Origin of the sequence: Vogesella alkaliphila, assembly GCF_014652475.1 — a bacterium.
Classification (GTDB): Bacteria; Pseudomonadota; Gammaproteobacteria; order Burkholderiales; family Chromobacteriaceae; genus Vogesella; species Vogesella alkaliphila.
Genome location: NZ_BMYW01000011.1, coordinates 98,666 through 119,441, shown reverse-complemented (window position 1 = coordinate 119,441; position 20,776 = coordinate 98,666). Strand labels below are relative to the sequence as shown.

Sequence of the window (20,776 nt, the reverse complement as noted above, 5' to 3'; positions counted from 1 at the left end):
GGGCTTGCTCATGCCGTCATTCTACCGGGCGGGCACTTGCCCCGATTTGTGCAACAAAGCCTCAATGAAGCGAAATATACAACCTCCGATTTAAACAAATTCTATTCGGCATTTTTCTGGAGGAATGCTTTATCCTCACGTTACGATCAGGGCTTTCTGACAAAACTATCTGATGATTTAAAACGAATTCACGAAGTGCTAGTCAACCTTAACAAATACTCAGGAAGCACCATTTGGTCAGAAAAAGCTCACTCTGCACTAGATGAGATATTCAGCAACACGCACCCCGTCAGATCTGCAGAACAAATAAAAGCAACTCTACTCGAAGATGACATAAGAGGAGCACAGAAACAAGCAATCAATCTATATTTGCACTCTCAGACAAAATTTGATCTAGTAACAGGAAACAAGCTAGATAGATTTTCTGAAGATCGCGAGAAAAAAGTAGACATGCATCACATATTCCCTAAAGCTTGGTGCAAGGATAACTCTTCAAGTTTTCCTGGTCTAGATAAGTACACAAATTCAATTGCCAACCTTGTTCCACTTTCTGCAAAAAGCAACGGCGAACACTGGAAATCAAAATCACCAAAAACTGCAATTGAAAACCTTGGCATCACCTGGGACGCATGCGCAGATTATTTTGAATTAGCAATAATAAATGAAGATCTGTTCAAAAAATTAAACGAACCATCTCCAGACCCTATAGATTTTTTCCAAAGAAGAGCTGAACTGATAGCCAATCAGCTAATGAAGCTACAGTGTTTATAAAGAATTAGCCTTAAGGCCGTATGATGCTGTCACCCGGCTCGCCGGGTGCCGCACTTTTTTGCAGCAATATCTCGCCCCATCTGCACCACCCCGCCACCGCCTTCGGCACCTCGCCCCCTGTCACGCGAATCAAGGATTCGCGGGCTGGGGGTGACGTGCTCTACGTTGCCGGACACACCCAACGTTGGCCGCAAGCGCCCTCCTCCTGCACACACTGTTCTGTATCACGCCGCTGACATCGTCTTTAATTGCCGCCACCCAGCCCCATCTCATTCGCATGTGGCGGCCATGGCGGCTGCCTTTTCCTCTTGCCCTTAGCGGCACACCGACAGGACTTCTGCTCATGAGCGAATCGCGCTACACCCCGCCCCGCGTCTGGACATGGGATCAGGCCAATGGCGGCCAGTTTGCCAACATCAACCGCCCGATCGCCGGGCCGACCCACGAGCAGGCCTTGCCGGTGGGCGAGCATCCGCTGCAGCTGTATTCGCTGGCCACGCCCAATGGCGTGAAGGTGACCATCATGCTGGAGGAGCTGCTGGCGCTGGGCCATCGCGGTGCCGAGTACGATGCGTGGCTGATCCGCATCCACGAGGGCGAGCAGTTCGGCAGCGGCTTTGTCGCGCTGAACCCGAATTCGAAAATCCCGGTGCTGCAGGATCGCAGCGGTGCACAGCCGCAGCGGGTGTTCGAATCCGGCGCCATCCTGCTGTACCTGGCGGAGAAGTTCGGCGCGCTGTTGCCGCAGGATCTGGCGACGCGCACCGAGTGCCTGTCGTGGCTGTTCTGGCAGATGGGCAGCGCGCCGTTCCTGGGCGGCGGTTTCGGCCATTTCTACGTCTACGCGCCGGAGAAGTTCGAGTACGCGATCAACCGCTTCGCAATGGAAGCCAAGCGGCAGCTGGACGTGCTGAACCGGCGGCTGGCGGACAATCGCTGGCTGGCGGGCGACGAGTACAGCATCGCCGATATCGCGGTGTGGCCGTGGTATGGCGAGCTGGTGCGCGGCAACCTGTACGGCGCGGCGGAGTTCCTGCAGGTGCAGGAGTACCCGCACGTGCAGCGCTGGGCGAACGAGATGGCGGCGCGGCCGGCGGTGCAGCGCGGGCGCATGGTGAACCGCCTGCGCGGCGAGCTATCGGAACAGCTGCACGAGCGCCACGCCGCCAGCGATTTCGACACCTGCACCCAGGACAAGCTGCAGGCGCAAGCGGCCACGCCGGCCTGATCGCAGCCTAGTCCCCCTACGCTTGCGGCCAACGTTGGCCGCAAGCCCCCCTCCTCAATCTACTGGCCGCCCTGGCACTGCTGGCGTAGCGCGGCGGCAAACTGCTGCTCGATCGGGCGCGGCGGGCTGCCGGTGCGGGTGAACAGCGCGATCGGCGGCAGCGTCCACTCGAACGAGTACGGCACGATGGCGACGCCGGCGGTGCGCACCAGTTCTTCGGCGATGTCGGCCGGCACGATGGACACCGCGCGCTCGTTGCCGACGATCATCTCGCCGATCAGCTTGGACGAGTAGCTCTCCACCACCGGCGACGGCGGCGCGATGCCGGCGGCCAGGAACAGGTCGGCCACCTGCTCGCGCATCGGCGTGTGCGGCGCGCCCAGTATCCAGTCCAGCCCCACCAGCGCGCGCCAGTCCAGCTTGCTGCGCCCCAGCTGCGCCGCCAGGCGGCGGCTGGCGATCATGCGCGCCTGCTGCCGGTACAGCACCTCGAACGCCACGTCCTGCACGTCCACCGCCGACGACGCGCGCCCGATCACCAGATCCAGCGTGTGGTCGCGCAATTGCGGCAGCAGCTGGTCGCTGGTGCCCTCGTGGATGGTGACGGTCAGCCGCCCGCCGTCCTGCGGCAGCGTGTGCTGGATGGCGGCCGACAGCAGCCGGCCGGGCACGAAGGGAATCACGCCGATGTGCAGGTGCGCCACGTGGCCGGCGGCGGCGGTTTCCATGTCCTGCACCAGGTGGCCGAGGTCGTGGATCATCGCCTCGGCCCGCGCCAGCACCAGCTTGCCCAGCGCCGTCGGCGCCATGCCGCGCGCCGAGCGGTCGAACAGGGTGCCGCCGAACAGGCTTTCCAGCTCGGCCAGCGCGTTGGTGATCGCGGGCTGGCTGCTGGCCATCTGCTCGGCCACGCGCGTCAGCGAGCCGTGCTGGCGGATTTGCAGCAGCAGGATCAGGTGACGCATTTTCAGGCGCGAACTCAGTCTGCGCAGCAGTTCGGCGGAGGCGTTGGCCGGCATGGCAGCTCACTTCATAAGGTAAAGGTTATGGCTGCATAGTAATTCAAAATAATCTGCTTATGTTACGGCGCTAGACTGCTCGCAAGTCAGGTGCGTCGCGGCGAATTGCCCGCCACCCGACCCGCATTTCAGGTGGCTGCCCGCAGCGGGCGGCATGATTTTGATGCGGTGCCGGCGCCATGCCGCCGGCACCCCGGAACAAGGTACAGATAATGAACAGCACCGATCGTCAAGCAGCGCTGGATTACCACGAATTCCCGACCCCCGGCAAAATCGCCGTCAGCGCCAGCAAGCCGCTGGTGACGCAGCGCGACCTGGCGCTGGCCTACACCCCGGGCGTGGCCGCCGCCTGCGAGGAAATCGTGGCCGATCCGCTCAACGCCAGCCGCTTTACCGCGCGCTCCAATCTGGTGGGCGTGATCACCAACGGCACCGCGGTGCTGGGGCTGGGCAATATCGGCGCGCTGGCCTCCAAGCCGGTGATGGAAGGCAAGGCGGTGCTGTTCAAGAAGTTCGCCGGCGTGGACGTGTTCGACATCGAGATCAACGAGACCGACCCCGACAAGCTGGTGGAGATCATCGCCGGGCTGGAGCCGACCTTCGGCGGCATCAACCTGGAAGACATCAAGGCGCCGGAGTGCTTCGAGGTGGAGCGCAAGCTGCGCGAACGCATGAAGATCCCGGTATTCCACGACGACCAGCACGGCACCGCCATCACCGTCGCCGCCGCCTTCATCAACGGCCTGAAGGTGGTGGGCAAGGACATCCGCGAGGTGAAGGTGGTGACCTCCGGCGCCGGCGCCGCCGCGCTGACCTGCCTCGACCTGATGGTGCACCTCGGCCTGCCGCTGGAAAACATCTGGGTCACCGACATCGAAGGCGTGGTCTACCGTGGCCGCCAGACGCTGATGGACCCGACCAAGGAACGCTTCGCGCAGCCGACCGACGCCCGCACCCTGGCCGAGGTCATCCGCGGCGCCGACGTGTTCCTCGGCCTGTCGGCCGGCGGCGTGCTGAAGCCGGACATGGTGGCGGCGATGGCGGCACGGCCGCTGATCCTGGCGCTGGCCAACCCGGCGCCGGAAATCCTGCCGGAAGAGGCGCACGCGGTGCGCGACGACGTGGTGATGGCCACCGGCCGCTCCGACTACCCGAACCAGGTCAACAACGTGCTGTGCTTCCCCTACATCTTCCGCGGCGCGCTGGATGTCGGTGCCACCACCATCAACCGCGAGATGGAAGTAGCGGCGGTGTACGCCATCGCCGGCCTCGCCGAAGAAGAGCAGAACGAGGTGGTGGCCGCCGCCTACGGCAGCTACGACCTGGCCTTCGGCCCGCAGTACCTGATTCCGAAGCCCTTCGACCCGCGCCTGATCGTGCGCATCGCCCCGGCGGTGGCCAAGGCGGCGATGGACAGCGGCGTCGCCACCCGCCCGGTGGCCAATCTGGACGCCTATACCGAGCAGCTGCAGCAGTTCGTGTACCACTCCGGCAGCTTCATGAAACCGCTGTTCGCCGCCGCCAAGAAACAGGTGCGCGAGGGCGGCAAGACCCGCATCGTGTTTACCGAGGGCGAGGACGAGCGCGTGCTGCGCGCGGTGCAGGTGATCGTCGATGAAAAACTGGCGCGGCCGATTCTGGTCGGCCGTCCGGAGGTGCTGCTGGCGCGCATCGAGAAGTTCGGCCTGCGCCTGCGCTTGGGCGAGGACGTGGAAGTCACCAACCCGGAATACGACGAACGCTTCCACCAGTACTGGACCAGCTACTGGGAGCTGATGTGCCGCGACGGCATCACCAAGGAAATGGCGCGCGTGGAAATGCGCCGCCGGCTGACCCTGATCGGCGCCATGATGGTCAGGCTCGGCGACGCCGACGGCATGATCTGCGGCACGGTGGGCGGCTACAACGACCACCTGCACTACATCGACCAGGTGATCGGCAAGAAGCCGGGCGCCGCCACCTACGCCGCGATGAACATCCTGCTGCTGGACAAGCAGACCGTGGCGCTGGTGGACACCCACGTCAACGACAACCCGAGCGCCGAGCAGATCGCCGAATTCACCGTCGCCGCCGCCGAGGAAATGTCGCTGCTGCACCTGGTGCCGAAAGTGGCGCTGCTGTCGCGCTCCAACTTCGGCTCCGGCAGCTCGGCCTCCGGCAGCAAGATGCGCGAGGCGCTGCGGCGCGTACGCCAGCTGGCGCCGGAGCTGGAGATCGACGGCGAGATGCACGGCGACTGCGCGCTGGACGAGGCGCTGCGCCTGAAGATCCTGCCGATGTCCACGCTCAAGGGCGCGGCCAACCTGCTGGTCTGCCCCAACGTGGACGCCGGCAACATCGCCTACAACCTGCTGAAAACCGCAGCCGGCAGCAATGTGGCGGTCGGCCCCTTCCTGCTGGGCGCCAACGCGCCGGTCAACATCCTGACCTCCAGCGCCACCGTGCGCCGCATCATCAACATGGCGGCGCTGACGGTGATGGAAGCCAACCGCCAGCCGGGCTGAGCCACGCCTCGCGCCACCACAACGGCTGCTCCCGACACGGGGGCAGCCGTTTTGCGTGTGGCCCGGCCCGCTGCGGCCAACGTTGGCCGCAACGCCGTTCCGTCGCCCGTCCGCTTGCTGTACCCTGTGCGCCTTGCGATCCAGCCAGCCTTTTTGCCATGCGTATTCCGGATTTTCACCAAGCCCTTGCCGATCTCGGCGCCCGTCCCTGCCATATCGGCCGCATCAACCGTGCGTGGCTGAAAGGCCAGCCGCTGGACGCCGGCACCCGTCACCAAAAGGGCGAGCACTACTTCCCGCTGGCGGTGCGCAACGGCCTGCCGCCACTGGTGGCGCAGCTGGACGCGCTGGCGCGCATCGAATCGCAGCACCCGGCTGCGGACGGTTCGCTGCGGCTGCTAGTGGCGCTGAATGACGGCCAGATGGTGGAAAGCGTGCTGCTGCCGCGCGATGGGCTGTGCGTGTCCAGCCAGGTGGGCTGCGCGGTGGGCTGTACCTTCTGCATGACCGGCAAAAGCGGCCTGCTGCGCCAGCTGGGCAGCGCCGAGATCGTCGCGCAGGTGGCGCTGGCGCGACGCCTGCGCCCGGTGAAGAAGGTGGTGTTCATGGGCATGGGAGAGCCGGCGCACAATCTCGACAACGTGCTGGACGCCATCCAGCTGCTGGGCACCGACGGCAATATCGGCCACAAGAACCTGGTGTTTTCCACCGTCGGCGACGCGCGCGTGTTCGAGCGCCTGCCGCAGCAGCAGGTGAAGCCGGCGCTGGCGCTATCGCTGCACAGCACCGACGCCGCGCTGCGCGCGCAACTGCTGCCGCGTGCGCCGCGCTTTGATCCGGTCGAGCTGGTGGCACTGGGCGAGGACTACGCGCGCCGCACCGGCTACCCGATCCAGTACCAGTGGACGCTGCTGGCCGGCATCAACGACACGCAGCAGGAAATGGACGCCGCGGTGCAGCTGCTGCGCGGCAAGTACGGCGTGCTGAATATCATCCCGTACAACAGCGTGGACGGCGACCACTACCAGCGCCCGTCCGCCGCGCGCATCGAGCAATTCAAGCGCTATCTGCACGATAACGGTGTGCTGACCAAGGTGCGCGATTCCGCCGGCCAGGACATCGACGGCGGCTGCGGCCAACTGCGCGCCCGTGCCGCCGGCGTCATCGACCACAGCCGCCTGCTGCGCCGCCAGCGCAGCGGGCCGGAGCAGCAGGCCGGCTGAGCAACCCGCTTGGCGGCATGGTTGCTGTCGCCATATGATGAAGCAGACTCGCAGCGGGATACTTCGTCATGCACAAGCTTGCCCACTGGGCGCTACTGATACTGGCCGCTTGTTGGGCCGCCACCATCCCGGCAGCGGAAACGGTGCGCTTCCCCGACTATCCGGACGTCAACAAGGCCTTCTTCCGCGCCGCGCTGCAACTGGCGCTGGACAAAAGCGGTCACGATTATGTGCTGGCACCCGTGTTGCCGCAGATGCTGCAAGGGCGCTCGATCGCGCGGGCGATGGGGTCTGGCGGCGACATCGACGTGCTGTGGACCATGACCACGCGCCAGCGCGAGACCATGCTGCTGCCGGTGCGTTTCCCCGTGGACAAGGGTTTGCTGGGCTGGCGCATTGCCATCGTGCGGCAGGACAAGGCCGAACAGTTTGCCAGGGTGCAGACGCTGCAGGACTTGCGCTATTTTACCGCCGGCCAGGAGCACGACTGGCCGGACACCCGCATCCTGCGGGAAAGCGGCCTGCCGGTAATGGGTACCGACCACTACGAATCGCTGTTCCGGATGCTGGCGGCCAGGCGTTTCGACTACTTCCCGCGCGGCGTCACCGAGGCCTGGGCCGAGGTGGACGCCCGCCCCGGACTGGGCCTGACCGTCGAGCGTTTTGTCGTGCTGCGCTACCCGGCCGCCGAGTACTTTTTCGTCACGCCGCGCAAACCCTACCTCGCCAGGCACATCTGGCACGGCCTGCTGCGCGCCCAGGCCGACGGCAGTTTCGACCGCCTGTTCCACGCCCACTTCGACCCGATCCTGCAGCGGGCCCGGCTGCAGGATCGGCGCGTGATCGAGCTGCCCAACCCGCTGATCGACGCGACCAAGCTGCTGCCGGCCGATTCGCCGTGGTGGTATCGGCCGCTGCCCGCGCCCGGCCCCGCGCCCGGCAAGCTGCCGCTTAACTAGCCGCACTCGCGGCGGACACTCCCGACAAAAAACCGCCCGCCCTCACCGGCAGGCGGTTTCCCATGCGCGGCGGCTCAGCCGCAAATCTCGATGCGCGACGCGCCCAGCCCGCTGGCCTTGCGGATGGCGATCTGCACCGCGATGCGCTGCTGCATGCCGGCCACGTGGCTGATCACGCCGATGGACTTGCCGCTGGCGTTGATGCTGTCCAGCGCGTCCAGCGCCACTTCCAGCGTGTCACCGTCCAGCGTGCCGAAGCCTTCGTCGAGGAACAGCGAGTCGATGGAGGTCTTGTGGCTCACCAGGTCGGACAGCGCCAGGGCCAGCGCCAGGCTGACCAGGAAGCTCTCGCCGCCGGACAGGGTGCGGGTATCGCGCGCCACGTCGCCCTGCCAGGTGTCGACGATCGCCAGCTCCAGCTCGCCGCCGGCCTTGCGCTGCAGCAGGTAGCGGCCATGCAGCCGCGCCAGGTGGCGGTTGGCCAGGTGCATCAGGTGGTCCAGCGTCAGCCCCTGCGCGAACTTGCGGTACTTGTCGCCCTCTTTCGAGCCGATCAGGCTGTTGAGCCGCTGCCAGATGTCGGCATCGGCGCCCTGCTGTTCGATCTGCAAGAACAGCGCCTGCTGCTTGTCGCGGCGCTGCGCGTCGTCGTGCAGCAGTGCCTGCAAGGCGCCCTGCTGGCCGGACAGCGCCTGGCGCTGCGCGTCCAGCGCCGCCAGCGCCGCGTCCAGCTCGGCCAGCGACAGCGGGCTGAGGGCTTGCTGCTGCAGCGCCTGCCGTGCCGCCGCCGCGGTCTGCCGCACCGCCTGGTTGCGTTGCAGCGCCTGCTCCAGCTGTTGCTGCTGCGCCTGCAGCTGCTGGCGTTCCTCCGTCGGCAACAGCGCCTGCTGGAAGGCGGCCAGATCGGCAAACGGGCTGGTGGCCAGTGCGGCCAACCATGCCTGCTCCGCAGCCGCATGCTGCTGCTGTTGTGCCTGCAGATCGGCCGCCAGCTGCACCTGCTGCCCTTGCAGGCTGGCAAGCTGCTGCGCCAGCGCTTCCACCTGCGCGGCGCAATGCGCCAGCGCTTGCGCATTGATCGCCACGTCTTCGTCCGCCGGCTCGTGCGCAACCGCCAGCGCCTGCCAGCGCGCTTGCCACAGCTGCGCGGTACTGGCGGCCTGTTCGCTGCGCGCCTGCTGTTGCAGCAGCCGGGTCTGTTGCTGCTGCAGTGCCTGCTGTTGCGCCTGCCAGTGCTGCCAGTCTTGCTGACGGGCAGCCAGCCAGTGCGCCATTTCACCGGCAACAGCGAAGCTGGCACTGGCGATAGCGGCCGCCAGCGCCTGTTCGGCCTGGGTGACAGCTTGTCCGCTGGCGGTCAGTTGGCGTTGCAGCTCGGCGCCAGCCTGTTGCAGATGCGCCTGTTCCTGCTGCAACAGCGCGCCCTGCTGACTGACCTGCTGCAGCTGTGCCGCCTGCGCGGCTTCCTGCTTCTGCGCAGCGGCCAACGTTTGCTCGGCGGCTTCGGCCTGCTGCAGGGTCTGTTTCAGGCTGGCTTCCTGATCCTCGGCCGCGGCCAGCTGCTGTTGCAGCACAGCCGGCTGCTGCCAGTCGTTGCCGTCCAGCGGCAGGCCGTGCGCCAGCTGCTGCCAGTCGGCCACGGCTTGCTGGCATGCCTCGCGCAGCGTGTGCAGCGTCTGCTGCTGTTGTTCGCGCGTGGCCGTCAGCGCCGCCAGCCGGTTCTTGGCCAGATTGCCGTTGTCCTCCAGCTGTTGCAGCGCGGCTTCCTTCTGCTGCAAGGCCAGCGCGGTGGCAGAGACATCCAGCGCCTGATACGCCTGTATCGCCGGGTGCTGCAGCGAGCCGCACAGCGGGCAGGCTTCGCCCGGCTGCAGCGCGGCGCGGTGCGCGTCCAGGCTCTGGATACGCTGCTCCTGTGCCAGCAGCATGCGCTTGTCGGCCACCTGCTCTTTCAGCTGCTTGTAGTCGTGGCGTAGCGTAGCCAAGGCGGCGTGTTGTGCGGCCAACTGGGTGTCGCTGTCGGCCAGCGCCTGTTCCAGCTGCGTTTGCTGTGCCGATTGCTGCCGCAGCTGCGCGGCGTGCTGCTGCAGCTGTCGCCAGCGCTGCAGCGCTTCCTGGCATTGCAGCCATGCCGTCCGCAGTGCCGGCAGCGATTGGCCTTGCAACAGCGCCGTCAGCGCGGCGGCGGCTTCTGTGCTGGCGGCCACGGCCTGTTGCTGCCCGTCCTGAGCCTGCTGCAGCTGCTGCTGTTGCTGCGCCAGCCGGCTGGCAAGCACGGCCAACGCCTCGGTGTGGCTGGCGACCTGCGCCTGCTGCTGCCGCTGCGTAGCCTGCAGCTGGCAGATCTGCTGGTAGCCGGCGTGCCAGCCGCTGAGCTGCTCGCCCAGCCCGGCAAAGTGCTGGTGCTGCGCCAGCCAGAGTTGCAACTGCTGCTGCGCCGTCTGCAGCTGCTGCCACTGCTGTTGCTCGCCGGCGGCCAGGCCGGTGGCAATGCGCTGGGCCTGCCAGTGCGCGGCGATGGATTGCTGGTGAGCAAGCTGCCACTGCTGCTCGACCTGCGCGGTGGTATGGCGGGTGTGCTGCAACCGCTCAGCCGCCTGCTGCCACGCCTGCTGCAGCGGGCGCAGCGCCTCGGCCGGCGCGCTGTGCTGCAGGCGCTGCAAGTCTGGCTGCGCCTGCTCGATAGCCTGCTGCGCTGCCTGCTCGCTGGCCGCGGCGGTCTGTTCCGCCTGCTCGGCCTGGGTCAGCTCATGGCGCCACTGCCGCAGCTGCTGGCTGTGCGCCCGCTCGGCCTGCAGCGCCGCCAGCTGGTGCTCGAAGTCCGCCAGCTGCGCTTGCATCGTCTGCCGCTGCTCTTCCGGCAGCAGCTCCACACCGTCGGCACGGGCCTTGAGTTGGTCCAGCGCCTGTTTGGCGTCGCGTGCGCGCTCGAACACGCGCTGCGAAATCTGGCCATAGATATCGCTACCGGTCAGTTCTTCCAGCAGTTCGGCGCGCTCGTTGGCGCTGGCATTGAGGAAGGCGGCAAAACCGCCCTGTGCCAGCAGCATCGACTTGGTAAAGCGCGCGAAATCCAGCCCGGTAATGGCTTCGATGCGTTTGAGCTTGTCGTTGATGTGAGTGGTGAGGATGGTGCCGGTCGCATCGGCCAGTTCCACCTTGGGCGCCTGCAACTGGCCGTCGGCCTTGTCGCGCGCGCGGCGCTGGCTCCAGAACGCACGGTACAGCTGCCCTTTCACCTCGAACTCCACCTCGGCCAGACAATCGGCAGTGTGGCGGCTCATGATCTCGTTGCTGCTGGCGGAGATGGTCTTCAGCCGCGGCGTTTCGTGGTACAGCGCCAGACAGATGGCGTCCAGCAACGTGGATTTGCCGGCGCCGGTGGGGCCGGTGATGGCAAACAGGCCATTGTCGCGAAACGGCGGCTGGGTGAAGTCGATCTTCCACTCGCCTTGCAGCGAGTTGAGGTTCTTCAGGCGCAGGGTCAGGATCTTCATGCCTCGTCCTCCTGCAGGCTGGCGACGATGTCGCGGTAGCGCGCCTGCAGCTGTGCGGCCAACGTTTCGTCCAGCGTTTCCTGCTGCAGTCGCTTGTTGAACACGTCGAACGGCGTCAGCTCGTCCAGCGTCTCGCGCGCCGCAGCCTGCAGCGTGGCGGCGGCATTGCCGCGCTCGCGGCGGATGCGCAGCACCTCTACCGGCAGCTCGGCGGTGATGCCCTGGATACGCGCCTGCAGATCGGACAGGTAGTCGTCGCCCTGCACCAGCACCTCCAGCCACACCGGCTGCTCGGCCGTGCCCAGCGTGGCGGCCTCGCTAATGGCTGCGGCCAACGTAGCCAGATCCCCCTTCACCGACACCAGCTGCTGGAAGCGCGGCACCGGCAGCGGCGTCACCCCCAGCAGGCCGATGGCGTCGACGTCAACCTGCAGCACCTGCTTCTGCTGGCCGGCCTCGTCGAAGCTGAGCGGAATCGGCGAGCCGCTGTAACGGATGTGTTCCAGCCCGCCCACCTGCTGCGGGCGGTGGATGTGACCCAGCGCGATGTAGTCGGCCGGCGGAAAGGCGCTGGTCGGAAACGCCTCCAGCGCGCCGACGTAGATTTCGCGCACCGACTCGCTGGCGCTGGCGCCGACGGTGGTGAGGTGGCCGGTAGCGATGATGGGCAGCGGCAGGTGCAGCGCGTCGCGTTTGGCGCAGGCCAGCCGGTACAGCGCCTGGTAGTGCCGGTGGATGGCCTCCTGCAACGTCAGCTGCTTTTCCTCGGCGCTCTGCCCGGCCTGGCTTTGCATCACGTCGCGCGGGCGGATGAACGGGATCGCGCAGACGATGGCGCCGGGCGTGCCGTCGCGCTGCGGCAACACCAGCACCTGCTGTTCGAGATCGGCCTCCACCGCAGGGATGACGGTGGTACCCAGGCAGGACAGCAGCGGCCGGCTCTCGCCCAGCGTGGCCACCGAGTCGTGGTTGCCCCCCAGCAGCACGAGCGCGGTGCCGCTGCCGTGCAGGTCCACCACCAGCCGGTTGTACAGCTCGCGCGCGTAACTGGGCGGCGCGCCGGTATCGAACAGGTCGCCGGCGACGATGACGGCGTCGACGGCGTGCTCGCGCACTTGCTGCAGCAGCCAGTCGATGAAGGCCTGGTGCTCTGCCTGGCGGGTCTTGCCCATGAAGTGCTGGCCGAGATGCCAGTCGGAGGTATGAAGAATGCGCATGGGGGATACGGGGGCGTTGGCAATGGGGCCGATTGTAGCAAGCCCGCCGTGCCGGCAGCATGGCGGCGGACGGATTGCCCGCCTGCCGCCACACTGTGACGTGATTAGCCCGCGCTCAGGCACCGGCCTTTGCCGCTTGCGGGGCGGCCACCGCCGGCACCCGCTGCAGCCCCCAAACGTTGGCCGCAACAATCAGCAGCACGCCCACTAGCTGCCAGCCATCCAGCAGCCGGCCGTAGGCCAGGTAATCCACCAGCAGCGCCACCACCGGGTAGCTGAAACCCAGCAGCCCGATCCAGTGGGTGGGCAGCTGGCGGAAGGCGGCGTACATGATGATGTACATCAGCGTGGTGTGCACCAGCCCCAGCGTGGCCAGATACCCCCAGTGGCTGCCCGCCACCCACAGGCTGGCGTGGTCCAGCAGCGGCCACAGCAGCAGCACGCCGGTCAGCGTCTGCACGCTGGCGATGTGGCTGGGCGCCAGCGTCTTGGGCAGCTGCTTGCTGATCAGCGTCACCACCGCGTACAGCATGGCGGCGCCCAGCGCCAGCAGGATGCCCAGCAACTCGTCGCCGGCGCCCTGCCCCGGCTGCACGATCAGCAGCATGCCGGCAAATGCCACCGCCACCGCGGCCAACTTGCGCGCGGTCAGCGCCTCGCCCAGCAGCAGCCGGCCCAGCAACAGCAGCCAGAACGGCTGGGTGTGGTACACCACGGTGGCGACGCCGATCGAGCTGTAGTGATAGGCGTTGAACAGCAGCAGCCAGTTGCCCACCAGCGCCACGCCGCCGGCGATGCACCACAGCAGGCTGGCACGGGTAAACGGCCACGTCTGCCACAGCCCGCGCCACCAGGCGTACAGGCCCAGCCCCAGCGCGCCCAGCACGCAGCGCACGAAGACCACGTTCCATACCGGCTGCCCCGATTGCAGCACGAACCAGCCGATGGTGCCGGACAGCGCCATCGCGGCCAGCATCTGCAGCACGCCGGTGCGTAAATTCTGTTGTGTCATGATCAAGCTCTCCTTGCAGGCTAGTGTGCAACAGCATACGCAGCTCGCGCAGCCGGTTGAATGGACTTTGCAAGGCAGAATCGGCTTGCTACCTTGTAAATATCGCCAAATCGACAGGATTGCCTGCAATGAAAGACTGGATCGACGTGCAGCTGGTGGGGCTGCTGCAACAGGACGCGCGGCAGAGCATCGCCGAGCTGGCGCGGCAGCTGAAGATGTCCGGCCCCAGCGTGTCGGAGCGGCTGAAGCGGCTGGAGGAGCAAGGGGCCATTCGCGGCTACACCCCGGAGCTGGACTGGCAACAGTGGGGCTACACCCTGCAGGCCATCGTGCGGCTGCGCCCGCTGCCGGGGCAGCTCAAGGCGCTGGAGGCGCGCATCGTTGCCACGCCGCAGTTCACCGAGTGTGACAAGGTCACCGGCGAAGACTGCTACATCGCGCGCCTGCTGCTGCGCGACATCGGCCAGCTGGACGAGATCCTGGACGGCTTTGCCGAGCTGGCCACCACCGCCACCAGCATCGTCAAGGCCAGCCCGGTACTGCGCCGGCTGCCGCCGCTATTGCCGTAACAGGAAAAGCGGCCGGGCTAGGTTGGCCGCAGGCCGTGCCGCTCAGCCGGAGACGGGATGGATCTCGATGCCGAGCGCGCGCCCAAGGCCCGCCGGCTGGACCAGCAGGTCGGCCAGGGTGTGCTGTGACAGCTCGCCGTAGAAGGCCTCCTGCGCCGCATGCAGCACGCGGTACAGGCGGCAGCACGCGGCGATGCGGCAGTGCGAGTGCTGCGCGTCGAAACACTCGACCAGCACGTTGTCGGCCTCCGCCGCCCGCACCAGCTGGCCGAGGTTGACCTGCTGCGGCGCGTGCGTCAGCCGCATACCACCACCCTTGCCGCGCACCGTCGTGAGATAGCCCTGCTGTCCCAGAAAGTGCACCACCTTGGTCAGGTGGCTGGCGGAGATGTCGTAGGCGTGGGCGATCTCGCCGATGGTCACCAGGCGCTCGCCCGCTAGCGCGCTGTACATCATTACCCGCAGGCAGTAGTCGGTAAAGGCGGTCAATCGCACGGTCGGGACCATTCCATAATGTTGTTCAATCCGGCGGCTTATGCACCCGGACTCGGGCCGCCATTCTACCCTGCCGGCCGGTGCCCGGTTGCGGCGGTTTGCGTCGCGCCGGGCTGCCGTTGCGGCAAAAGCCGGCCGGAAACGCGCATTCTTGATGCGCCTCAAGCGAATGCGCTTTGCTCGATAACATTCATTTTCCATGAATGTTATCGGGTATAAGATTCATCTCAGACGAATCTTATACCCCCGCAAGGAGCACCACCATGGCTTTCACCGTCAAGAACAATATCCACTGGGTCGGCAAACAGGACTGGGAGCTGCGCGAGTTTCACGGCAGCGAGTACAGCACCCACCGCGGCTCCAGCTACAACAGCTACCTGATCAAGGAAGAAAAGATCGCGCTGATCGACACCGTCTGGGCGCCGTACGCCGAAGAGTTCGTCGCCAACCTGGCGAAAGAAGTCGACCTCGGTGCCATCGACTACATCATCGCCAACCACGGCGAGATCGACCACAGCGGCGCCCTGCCGGCGCTGATGGCGCGCATCCCGGACACCCCGATCTACTGCACCGCCAACGGCGCCAAGTCGCTGCGCGGCCACTACCACCAGGACTGGAACTTCAAGATCGTCAAGACCGGCGACAGCCTCGACCTCGGCAACGGCAAGCAGCTGGTATTCGTCGAGATGCCGATGCTGCACTGGCCGGACAGCATGGCCACCTACATGACCGGCGACGCCGTGCTGTTCAGCAACGACGCCTTCGGCCAGCACTACGCCAGCGCGCAGATGTTCAACGACCAGTGCGACCCGGTCGAGCTGCACGAGGAGTGCATCAAGTATTACGCCAACATCCTGACCCCGTTCAGCCCGCTGGTAACCCAGAAGATCCACGAAGTGCTGGCGCTGAACCTGCCGATCGACATGATCGCCACCAGCCACGGCATCATCTGGCGCGACAAGCCGACCCAGATCGTCGAGCAGTACCTGAAATGGGCGGACGACTACCAGGAAAACCAGATCACCCTGGTCTACGACACCATGTGGAACGGCACCCGCATGATGGCGGAGGCGATTGCCGAGGGCATCCGCAAGGCAGACCAGGAGGTCGTGATCAAGCTGTTCAACCTGTCCAACAGCGACAAGAACGACGTGCTCACCCACGTGTTCAAGTCCAGGGCCATCCTGGTCGGCAGCCCGACCGTCAACAACGTGATGCTGCCGCACGTCGCCGCCCTGCTCGAGGAGATGACCGGCCTGCGCTTCAGGAACAAGGCGGCGGCGGCGTTCGGCACCCACGGCTGGAGCGGCGGCGCGGTGGAACGCATCGCCAAGCGCCTGGACGACGCCGGCTTCCGCGTACTCAATCAGGGCATCGCCGCGGAATGGCGGCCGACCGACGACGCGCTGTCCCAGGCGGTGCGCTTTGGCGAAGCCTTCATCGAGCAGCTGGGCCGACGCGAGCCGCTGGCGGCGGGCGATACCGGCAGCTGTGGCAGCGGCAAGATGCGCTGCAAGACCTGCTCGTGGGCCTACGACCCGGAACAGGGCGAGGCCTCGCAAGGCGTGGCCGCCGGCACCGCCTGGCCGGATGTCGCGGAAAGCTTCCTGTGCCCGGTGTGCTTCATGGGCAAGAGCGACTTCGTTCCCGCCTAAACGACCGACCCCGGAGATTCCTGATGAAAAAACCCCTCGTCATCATCGGCAGCGGCCACGCCGGCTACACCCTGGCCCGGGCGTTCCGCCAGCTCGACGCCGCCACCCCCGTCATCATCCTGACCCAGGACGGCGGCGAGCAGTATCCCAAGCCGCAGCTGAGCCACGGCTTCGGCCGGCAAATGGCGGCCGAGCAGCTGGTGCAGCAGCACGCCACCGCCGTCGCCGCCGAGCTGAAAATCATGGTGCGGCCCAACACCCTCGTCACCGCGATCGACTTCGACGCCAGGCTGGTCCACGCCGGCGCGGCGCAGATCCCCTACGGCGACCTGGTGCTGGCGGTGGGGGCCGAGCCCTTCGTGCCGGCCATCCGCGGCGACGCGACGCAGGACATCCTGACCCTGAACAACCTGGAGCAGTACCGCCGCTATGTCGCGCAGCTTGCGCGCAGCGAGCGCGTGCTGGTCATCGGCGGCGGCCTGATCGGCACCGAGATCGCCCACGACATCGCCCGCCACAAGCGGGTGACGCTGGTGGACATCGGCAGTCGGCTGCTGGAACGGCTGGTGCCGGAGGTGGTCAGCCAGCGCCTGCACCGTGCCATGAAACAGGTAACGCTGCGTTTCGGCACTGCGGTGGACCGCGTCGACCGCGCGGCGACGGGCTACCACGTGAAGCTCAGCAATGGCGAAACCCTTAACGTGGACGCCGTGGTCTGCGCGGCGGGGCTGAAGCCGCGGCTGGAGCTGGCCGGCGGGCTGACGACCGGACGCGGCATCAGCGTCGACCGCTACCTGCGCACCTCGCAGCCCAATGTCTACGCGCTGGGCGACTGCGCCGAGATCGAAGGCCAGATCCTGCCCTACCTGCAGCCGATCACGCTGTCGGCGCGGGCGCTGGCCAGCACCCTGGCCGGCAAGCCGGAACCGGTGCGCTTCGGCCCGCTGCCGGTGGCGGTGAAAACACCGCACTACCCGATCCAGCTGGCAGGCGTCACCCACGGGCCGGCGCTGGACTGGCAGATCAGCGAGGGTGACGACGGCCTCACCGCGCTCGCCCATCGCGACAGCAAGCTGGTCGGCTACGTGACCACCGGCAGCCGCAACGGCTTCAGTCTGCTGCCCGGCCTGGCCGGCTGAGCCTCCCCGAGCGGCCGGCAAAGCGCCGGCCCCCTCTCCCGCGGCCAGACGGCAGAAGGTTGGCCGCAACGGCCCCGCACGCGGCGGCCAACCGGCACTGGCAAAAGCAGACCCATTCACTAAGATGCAAGCACACCCGCTTCTGGTGCCACGCTCCGCCTTCCACTCCCCACCCGCAAGAGGCACGCAATATGAAGACACTGCAAGCATCCGCCAGGCCGGCACCGCTGGTCTGGCTGGCCGTCGTGGCGCTGGCCGCCAGCCCGCTGCTGGCCAGCGCCGGCGACCTGTCCGCCACCTATCGCGGCAAACCGGTGCCCTTCGGCCAGGGCCGGGCGCACACCGAGGTGCGCACCGACGCCGCCGGCAAGGCGGTCGCCGTCGGCATCGTGTTCAGCGAGCAGGCGCTCGCCGGGCTGCCGGCCGCCACCATGGCGCCGGCCTACCTGCTGCGCATGCCGGCCACAGGGCCACGCACGGTGGTCGACCACGTGGTCATCAACTGGGAGGCGGCCGGCCACCCGCCGCCCAAGGTCTACGACGTGCCGCACTTCGACTTCCACTTCTATCTGGTGAAACGGGCGGAAACGAAACGGGTGCGCTTCGGCAGCGACGCCGAATCGGGCGAGGCGAGCCAGCAGCCGCCGGCCGAGCTGCTGCCCGCCGGTTACGTGGTGCCGCCGGGCACGGCCGTCCCCATGATGGGTGTGCACGCCATCAACACCCAGGCCGCGGAATTCCAGCAGCAGCCGTTCACCGCCACGCTGATCTACGGCTACTACAACAAGGTGCAGACCTTCATCGAGCCGATGGTATCGCTGTCCTTCCTGCTGTCGAAACCGGCGTTTTCCGCGCCGGTGCCCCGCCCGGCCATCTACAGCAAGGCAGGCAGCTACCCGGCCGGCTACAGCGTGAACTACCGTCCCGCCAGCAAGGACTACGAAGTCATGCTGGAGGCGCTGCAGTGAGCCGCTTGCCTGTCCGCCAGCTGACGGCTTGCCCGGCCTGAAGCGCTGATGGCCGCAGCGCCGACAACGCGGCTGCGGCCATCGTTCACGACACCGCCAGGGCGCCTATTTCACCGGAATCATCAGGTGCTGGTAGGGCGTGCCCGGCCACATCACGTACGGCACGGCGGTGTCCGGCATCGCATCCTTGGGATACATGTCGTAGAAGTCCTGCTCCGCACCGACGATCATCACGTGCGGCCCGGTCTTGAGCCAGTGGTTGCCGGCCTCCGGCTTCGCCGCGTACGGGTCGGTATTGCTGGCGTCGGTGCCGCCCGACAGCATGTACATGAAACCGATCTGGCCGACGACCGGTGTGCTGTGGCCTATCCAGGCCATCGCCCACGCCATCGCCGCCTTGTCCATGCACATCGGGTCCGGCCCCGGGGTGGCCGGGTTGTCCGGCATGCAGGTAAAGCCGTTACTGCCCTGGCGCAGGGTGCGCATCTTGCCGTCGGCCTCCATCGCGACGACGGTCGCCTTGGCGCTGACCTTTTTCGGGGCGGCGCTCATCGCGCTCTTGATCATTTGCGCATCGCTGGCGGCGACGGCCACCGGCAGCTGGCCGATGACGGCGAGCGCCACGGCGATGCTCAGACAGCGGTGTGTCAAGGTCGGTATCGACATGATCACTCCTTCTTGCAATGCAACGGGTGCCGACCCGGCTGCCGCAACGTCTGCGGATGACACCTGGCGGGTGGAAACAACATGGCGTGCCGCCGCCATCACCCGCAGACAGCCGGCGCGGGCAAACACGGGCGCGACAGCACGGCCGGTGTGCCCTAAGTGTAGGAGACGGCCGGGCAAGCGCAACCGCCCCCACCCGCGCTGCGGCCAACGTTGGCCGCAGCGGAACCATGGCCGTCCGGCCGCGGTCTGTGACACACCGGCACCACCGTGGTGGCCGGTGCCATCGACAAGGAGAACCGTCATGCAGTGCCCGGTTTGCAAGGATACGACGCTGGTGATGAGCGAGCGCCAGGGGATAGAGATCGACTACTGTCCGCAGTGCCGCGGGGTGTGGCTGGATCGCGGCGAGCTGGACAAGATCATCCAGCACTCGCTGGGTCACATGGCCGCCGCCGATGCCGCGCCGCAGGCAGCGCAGCCCGGCTACCCGCCGCGCCAGCCGCCGCAACAGCAGCCTTACCCACAGCAGCCTTACCCACAGCAGCCTTACCCACAGCAGCAACAGCCTTATTCGCAGCACGACAAGTACGGCGACAACCGCCACTACAAGCGCAAGAAGAGCTTCTGGGAAGACCTGTTCGATTAAACTACGGATGCGGAAAACGATTGCGGCCAACCTTTGCAGGTTGGCCGCCTTGTTTTGAGTGGCTGACTCAGCCCGGCAGCAGCCGCAGCAGCTGGCCGTCGTCCTCGTCGGTCAGCAGGTAGATGAAGCCGTCCGGGCCCTCGCGCACGTCACGCACGCGCTGGCCCAGGCCGGTGAGCAGCTTTTCCTCGCGCACGACGCGCGTGCCGTCCAGCTCCAGGCGCAGCAGGTGGCGGAACTTCAGCGAGCCGAGCAGCAGGCTGCCCTGCCACGCCTTGCCGTAGCGCGTGCCGCGCACGAAGGCCATGCCGGATGGTGCGATCGACGGCGTCCACTGCCACAGCGGCTGCTCCATCCCCGCCTTGCGGGTGAGGCCGGCGCCGACCGGGCCGCCGCCATAGTTCTCGCCGTAGGTGATCACCGGCCAGCCGTAGTTCCTGCCGGCCTCGGGGCGGTTCAGCTCGTCGCCGCCCTGCGGTCCGTGCTCGTGCGTCCACAGCCGGCCGTCCGGCCCCAGCGCGGCGCCCTGCACATTGCGGTGACCGAGACTCCAGATTTCCGGACGCGCGCCGGCGCGGCCGACGAAGGGGTTGTCCGGCGGGATGCCGCCATCCTTGCGCACGCGCACCACCTTGCCGTGGTGGTTGTCCAGCGTCTGCGCGTCGGCCATGCGCTGGAAGCGGTCGCCCAGCGTCAGGAACAGCGTGCCGTCGGCGGCCTCGACGATGCGGCAGCCGAAGTGGGCGCGGCTGCTGAATTTCGGCTGCTGGCTGAACAGCACCTTCACCTGCTCCAGGCGGCTGGCGTCGTCCGCCAGCCGGGCGCGGGCCAGCGCGGTGGAGTTGCCGTAGCCGCTGGCGGCCGGCTCGGCGTAGCAGAAGTACAGTGTGCGGTTGCGCGCGAAGTCGCGGTCGGTGACCAGGTCCAGCAGGCCGCCCTGCCCGCCGGCGTCGATGCGCGGCAGCCCGGCCAGCGGCTTGCCCAACTGGCCGTTGGCGCTCACCAGCCGCAGGCGGCCGGCGCGCTCGGTGACCAGCATGCGCCCGCCATCGATGAAGGCCACCGCCCACGGGTGTTCCAGTCCGCTCGCGACCACCTCCACCCGCGGCGCGGCCTGCGCCGGGCTGGCGAGCGCCAGCAGCAGAAGCGGCCACGCCGGCCATCGCAGTTGCTTGCCCATGTCTGTCTCCCTTCGTTGAGGCCGC

17 protein-coding genes are annotated in these 20,776 nt (G+C 66.8%); 10 read left to right on the top strand and 7 right to left on the bottom strand.

Translation table 11 applies throughout. From position 1 onward, the window contains the following. The coding region (locus IE100_RS14495; RefSeq protein ID WP_229800399.1) for a hypothetical protein at positions 1 to 771 on the top strand (771 nt) is incomplete at its 5' end. Between the two features lie 343 nt (positions 772 to 1,114). Next, complete coding sequence (gene yghU / locus IE100_RS14490) at positions 1,115 to 1,999, top strand: glutathione-dependent disulfide-bond oxidoreductase (RefSeq protein ID WP_189375066.1); 885 nt, start codon at positions 1,115 to 1,117, stop codon at positions 1,997 to 1,999. A gap of 59 nt (positions 2,000 to 2,058) precedes the next feature. On the opposite strand, the gene IE100_RS14485 is transcribed toward yghU, so the two are convergent. Next, on the bottom strand, positions 2,059 to 3,018 hold the full coding sequence (locus IE100_RS14485) for a LysR substrate-binding domain-containing protein (protein ID WP_189375065.1): 960 nt from the start codon (positions 3,016 to 3,018) through the stop codon (positions 2,059 to 2,061). 212 nt (positions 3,019 to 3,230) lie between these two features. Between IE100_RS14485 and IE100_RS14480 the strand changes: the two genes are divergently transcribed. The 3 genes from IE100_RS14480 (at position 3,231) to IE100_RS14470 (ending at position 7,704) form a co-directional block, all read left to right on the top strand. Continuing rightward, complete coding sequence (locus IE100_RS14480) at positions 3,231 to 5,522, top strand: NADP-dependent malic enzyme (protein WP_189375064.1); 2,292 nt, start codon at positions 3,231 to 3,233, stop codon at positions 5,520 to 5,522. A 158-nt stretch (positions 5,523 to 5,680) separates the two neighbouring features. Then, entirely contained in the window at positions 5,681 to 6,745 is a 1,065-nt protein-coding gene (locus IE100_RS14475; protein ID WP_189375063.1) for an RNA methyltransferase, read from the top strand. A 68-nt stretch (positions 6,746 to 6,813) separates the two neighbouring features. After that, positions 6,814 to 7,704 carry a transporter substrate-binding domain-containing protein gene (locus tag IE100_RS14470; RefSeq protein ID WP_189375062.1) on the top strand — a complete coding sequence of 297 codons (891 nt, stop codon included), beginning with the start codon at positions 6,814 to 6,816 and terminating at the stop codon, positions 7,702 to 7,704. A gap of 74 nt (positions 7,705 to 7,778) precedes the next feature. On the opposite strand, the gene IE100_RS14465 is transcribed toward IE100_RS14470, so the two are convergent. The 3 genes from IE100_RS14465 to IE100_RS14455 form a co-directional block, all read right to left on the bottom strand. Beyond that, positions 7,779 to 11,201, bottom strand: a complete 3,423-nt coding sequence (locus IE100_RS14465) for an AAA family ATPase (protein ID WP_189375061.1) — start codon at positions 11,199 to 11,201, stop codon at positions 7,779 to 7,781. Next, complete coding sequence (gene sbcD, locus IE100_RS14460; protein ID WP_189375060.1) at positions 11,198 to 12,418, bottom strand: exonuclease subunit SbcD; 1,221 nt, start codon at positions 12,416 to 12,418, stop codon at positions 11,198 to 11,200. Before sbcD ends, IE100_RS14465 begins: the two co-directional genes overlap by 4 nt. Positions 12,419 to 12,533: 115 nt before the next feature. Then, complete coding sequence (locus tag IE100_RS14455; protein ID WP_189375059.1) at positions 12,534 to 13,430, bottom strand: DMT family transporter; 897 nt, start codon at positions 13,428 to 13,430, stop codon at positions 12,534 to 12,536. Positions 13,431 to 13,558: 128 nt separating this feature from the next. Between IE100_RS14455 and IE100_RS14450 the strand changes: the two genes are divergently transcribed. Then, a complete protein-coding gene (locus IE100_RS14450; RefSeq protein WP_189375058.1) occupies positions 13,559 to 13,999 on the top strand; it encodes an Lrp/AsnC family transcriptional regulator in 441 nt (146 codons plus the stop codon). 42 nt (positions 14,000 to 14,041) lie between these two features. On the opposite strand, the gene IE100_RS14445 is transcribed toward IE100_RS14450, so the two are convergent. Continuing rightward, positions 14,042 to 14,494, bottom strand: a complete 453-nt coding sequence (locus tag IE100_RS14445) for an RrF2 family transcriptional regulator (protein WP_189375057.1) — start codon at positions 14,492 to 14,494, stop codon at positions 14,042 to 14,044. A 263-nt stretch (positions 14,495 to 14,757) separates the two neighbouring features. On the opposite strand from IE100_RS14445, the gene norV reads away from it, so the two are divergent. The 3 genes from norV to IE100_RS14430 all read left to right on the top strand — a co-directional run bounded on the left by norV (position 14,758) and on the right by IE100_RS14430 (position 18,256). Beyond that, positions 14,758 to 16,149, top strand: coding sequence for an anaerobic nitric oxide reductase flavorubredoxin (gene norV, locus IE100_RS14440; RefSeq protein WP_189375056.1), 1,392 nt, complete (start codon positions 14,758 to 14,760; stop codon positions 16,147 to 16,149). Between the two features lie 23 nt (positions 16,150 to 16,172). After that, positions 16,173 to 17,288: an FAD-dependent oxidoreductase gene (locus IE100_RS14435; protein ID WP_189375055.1), complete on the top strand. Its 1,116-nt coding sequence runs from the start codon at positions 16,173 to 16,175 to the stop codon at positions 17,286 to 17,288. A 191-nt stretch (positions 17,289 to 17,479) separates the two neighbouring features. After that, positions 17,480 to 18,256: a DUF5602 domain-containing protein gene (locus IE100_RS14430; protein ID WP_189375054.1), complete on the top strand. Its 777-nt coding sequence runs from the start codon at positions 17,480 to 17,482 to the stop codon at positions 18,254 to 18,256. Positions 18,257 to 18,361: 105 nt separating this feature from the next. Here IE100_RS14430 and IE100_RS14425 read toward each other — a convergent pair whose 3' ends face one another. Further along, on the bottom strand, positions 18,362 to 18,922 hold the full coding sequence (locus IE100_RS14425; protein ID WP_229800398.1) for a hypothetical protein: 561 nt from the start codon (positions 18,920 to 18,922) through the stop codon (positions 18,362 to 18,364). Positions 18,923 to 19,226: 304 nt separating this feature from the next. Between IE100_RS14425 and IE100_RS14420 the strand changes: the two genes are divergently transcribed. Continuing rightward, positions 19,227 to 19,571: a TFIIB-type zinc ribbon-containing protein gene (locus IE100_RS14420; RefSeq protein WP_189375053.1), complete on the top strand. Its 345-nt coding sequence runs from the start codon at positions 19,227 to 19,229 to the stop codon at positions 19,569 to 19,571. A 67-nt stretch (positions 19,572 to 19,638) separates the two neighbouring features. Here IE100_RS14420 and IE100_RS14415 read toward each other — a convergent pair whose 3' ends face one another. Continuing rightward, entirely contained in the window at positions 19,639 to 20,751 is a 1,113-nt protein-coding gene (locus IE100_RS14415; protein ID WP_189375052.1) for a PQQ-dependent sugar dehydrogenase, read from the bottom strand. Between the last annotated feature and the right edge of the window lie 25 nt (positions 20,752 to 20,776).

Bases quoted from the DNA above. Each gene is read 5' to 3' on its own strand.
- yghU (WP_189375066.1), top strand. From the start codon at position 1,115: ATGAGCGAATCGCGCTACACCCCGCCCCGCGTCTGGACATGGGATCAG.
- IE100_RS14485 (WP_189375065.1), bottom strand. From the start codon at position 3,018: ATGCCGGCCAACGCCTCCGCCGAACTGCTGCGCAGACTGAGTTCGCGC.
- IE100_RS14480 (WP_189375064.1), top strand. From the start codon at position 3,231: ATGAACAGCACCGATCGTCAAGCAGCGCTGGATTACCACGAATTCCCG.
- IE100_RS14475 (WP_189375063.1), top strand. From the start codon at position 5,681: ATGCGTATTCCGGATTTTCACCAAGCCCTTGCCGATCTCGGCGCCCGT.
- IE100_RS14470 (WP_189375062.1), top strand. From the start codon at position 6,814: ATGCACAAGCTTGCCCACTGGGCGCTACTGATACTGGCCGCTTGTTGG.
- IE100_RS14465 (WP_189375061.1), bottom strand. From the start codon at position 11,201: ATGAAGATCCTGACCCTGCGCCTGAAGAACCTCAACTCGCTGCAAGGC.
- sbcD (WP_189375060.1), bottom strand. From the start codon at position 12,418: ATGCGCATTCTTCATACCTCCGACTGGCATCTCGGCCAGCACTTCATG.
- IE100_RS14455 (WP_189375059.1), bottom strand. From the start codon at position 13,430: ATGACACAACAGAATTTACGCACCGGCGTGCTGCAGATGCTGGCCGCG.
- IE100_RS14450 (WP_189375058.1), top strand. From the start codon at position 13,559: ATGAAAGACTGGATCGACGTGCAGCTGGTGGGGCTGCTGCAACAGGAC.
- norV (WP_189375056.1), top strand. From the start codon at position 14,758: ATGGCTTTCACCGTCAAGAACAATATCCACTGGGTCGGCAAACAGGAC.
- IE100_RS14435 (WP_189375055.1), top strand. From the start codon at position 16,173: ATGAAAAAACCCCTCGTCATCATCGGCAGCGGCCACGCCGGCTACACC.
- IE100_RS14430 (WP_189375054.1), top strand. From the start codon at position 17,480: ATGAAGACACTGCAAGCATCCGCCAGGCCGGCACCGCTGGTCTGGCTG.
- IE100_RS14425 (WP_229800398.1), bottom strand. From the start codon at position 18,922: ATGTCGATACCGACCTTGACACACCGCTGTCTGAGCATCGCCGTGGCG.
- IE100_RS14420 (WP_189375053.1), top strand. From the start codon at position 19,227: ATGCAGTGCCCGGTTTGCAAGGATACGACGCTGGTGATGAGCGAGCGC.
- IE100_RS14415 (WP_189375052.1), bottom strand. From the start codon at position 20,751: ATGGGCAAGCAACTGCGATGGCCGGCGTGGCCGCTTCTGCTGCTGGCG.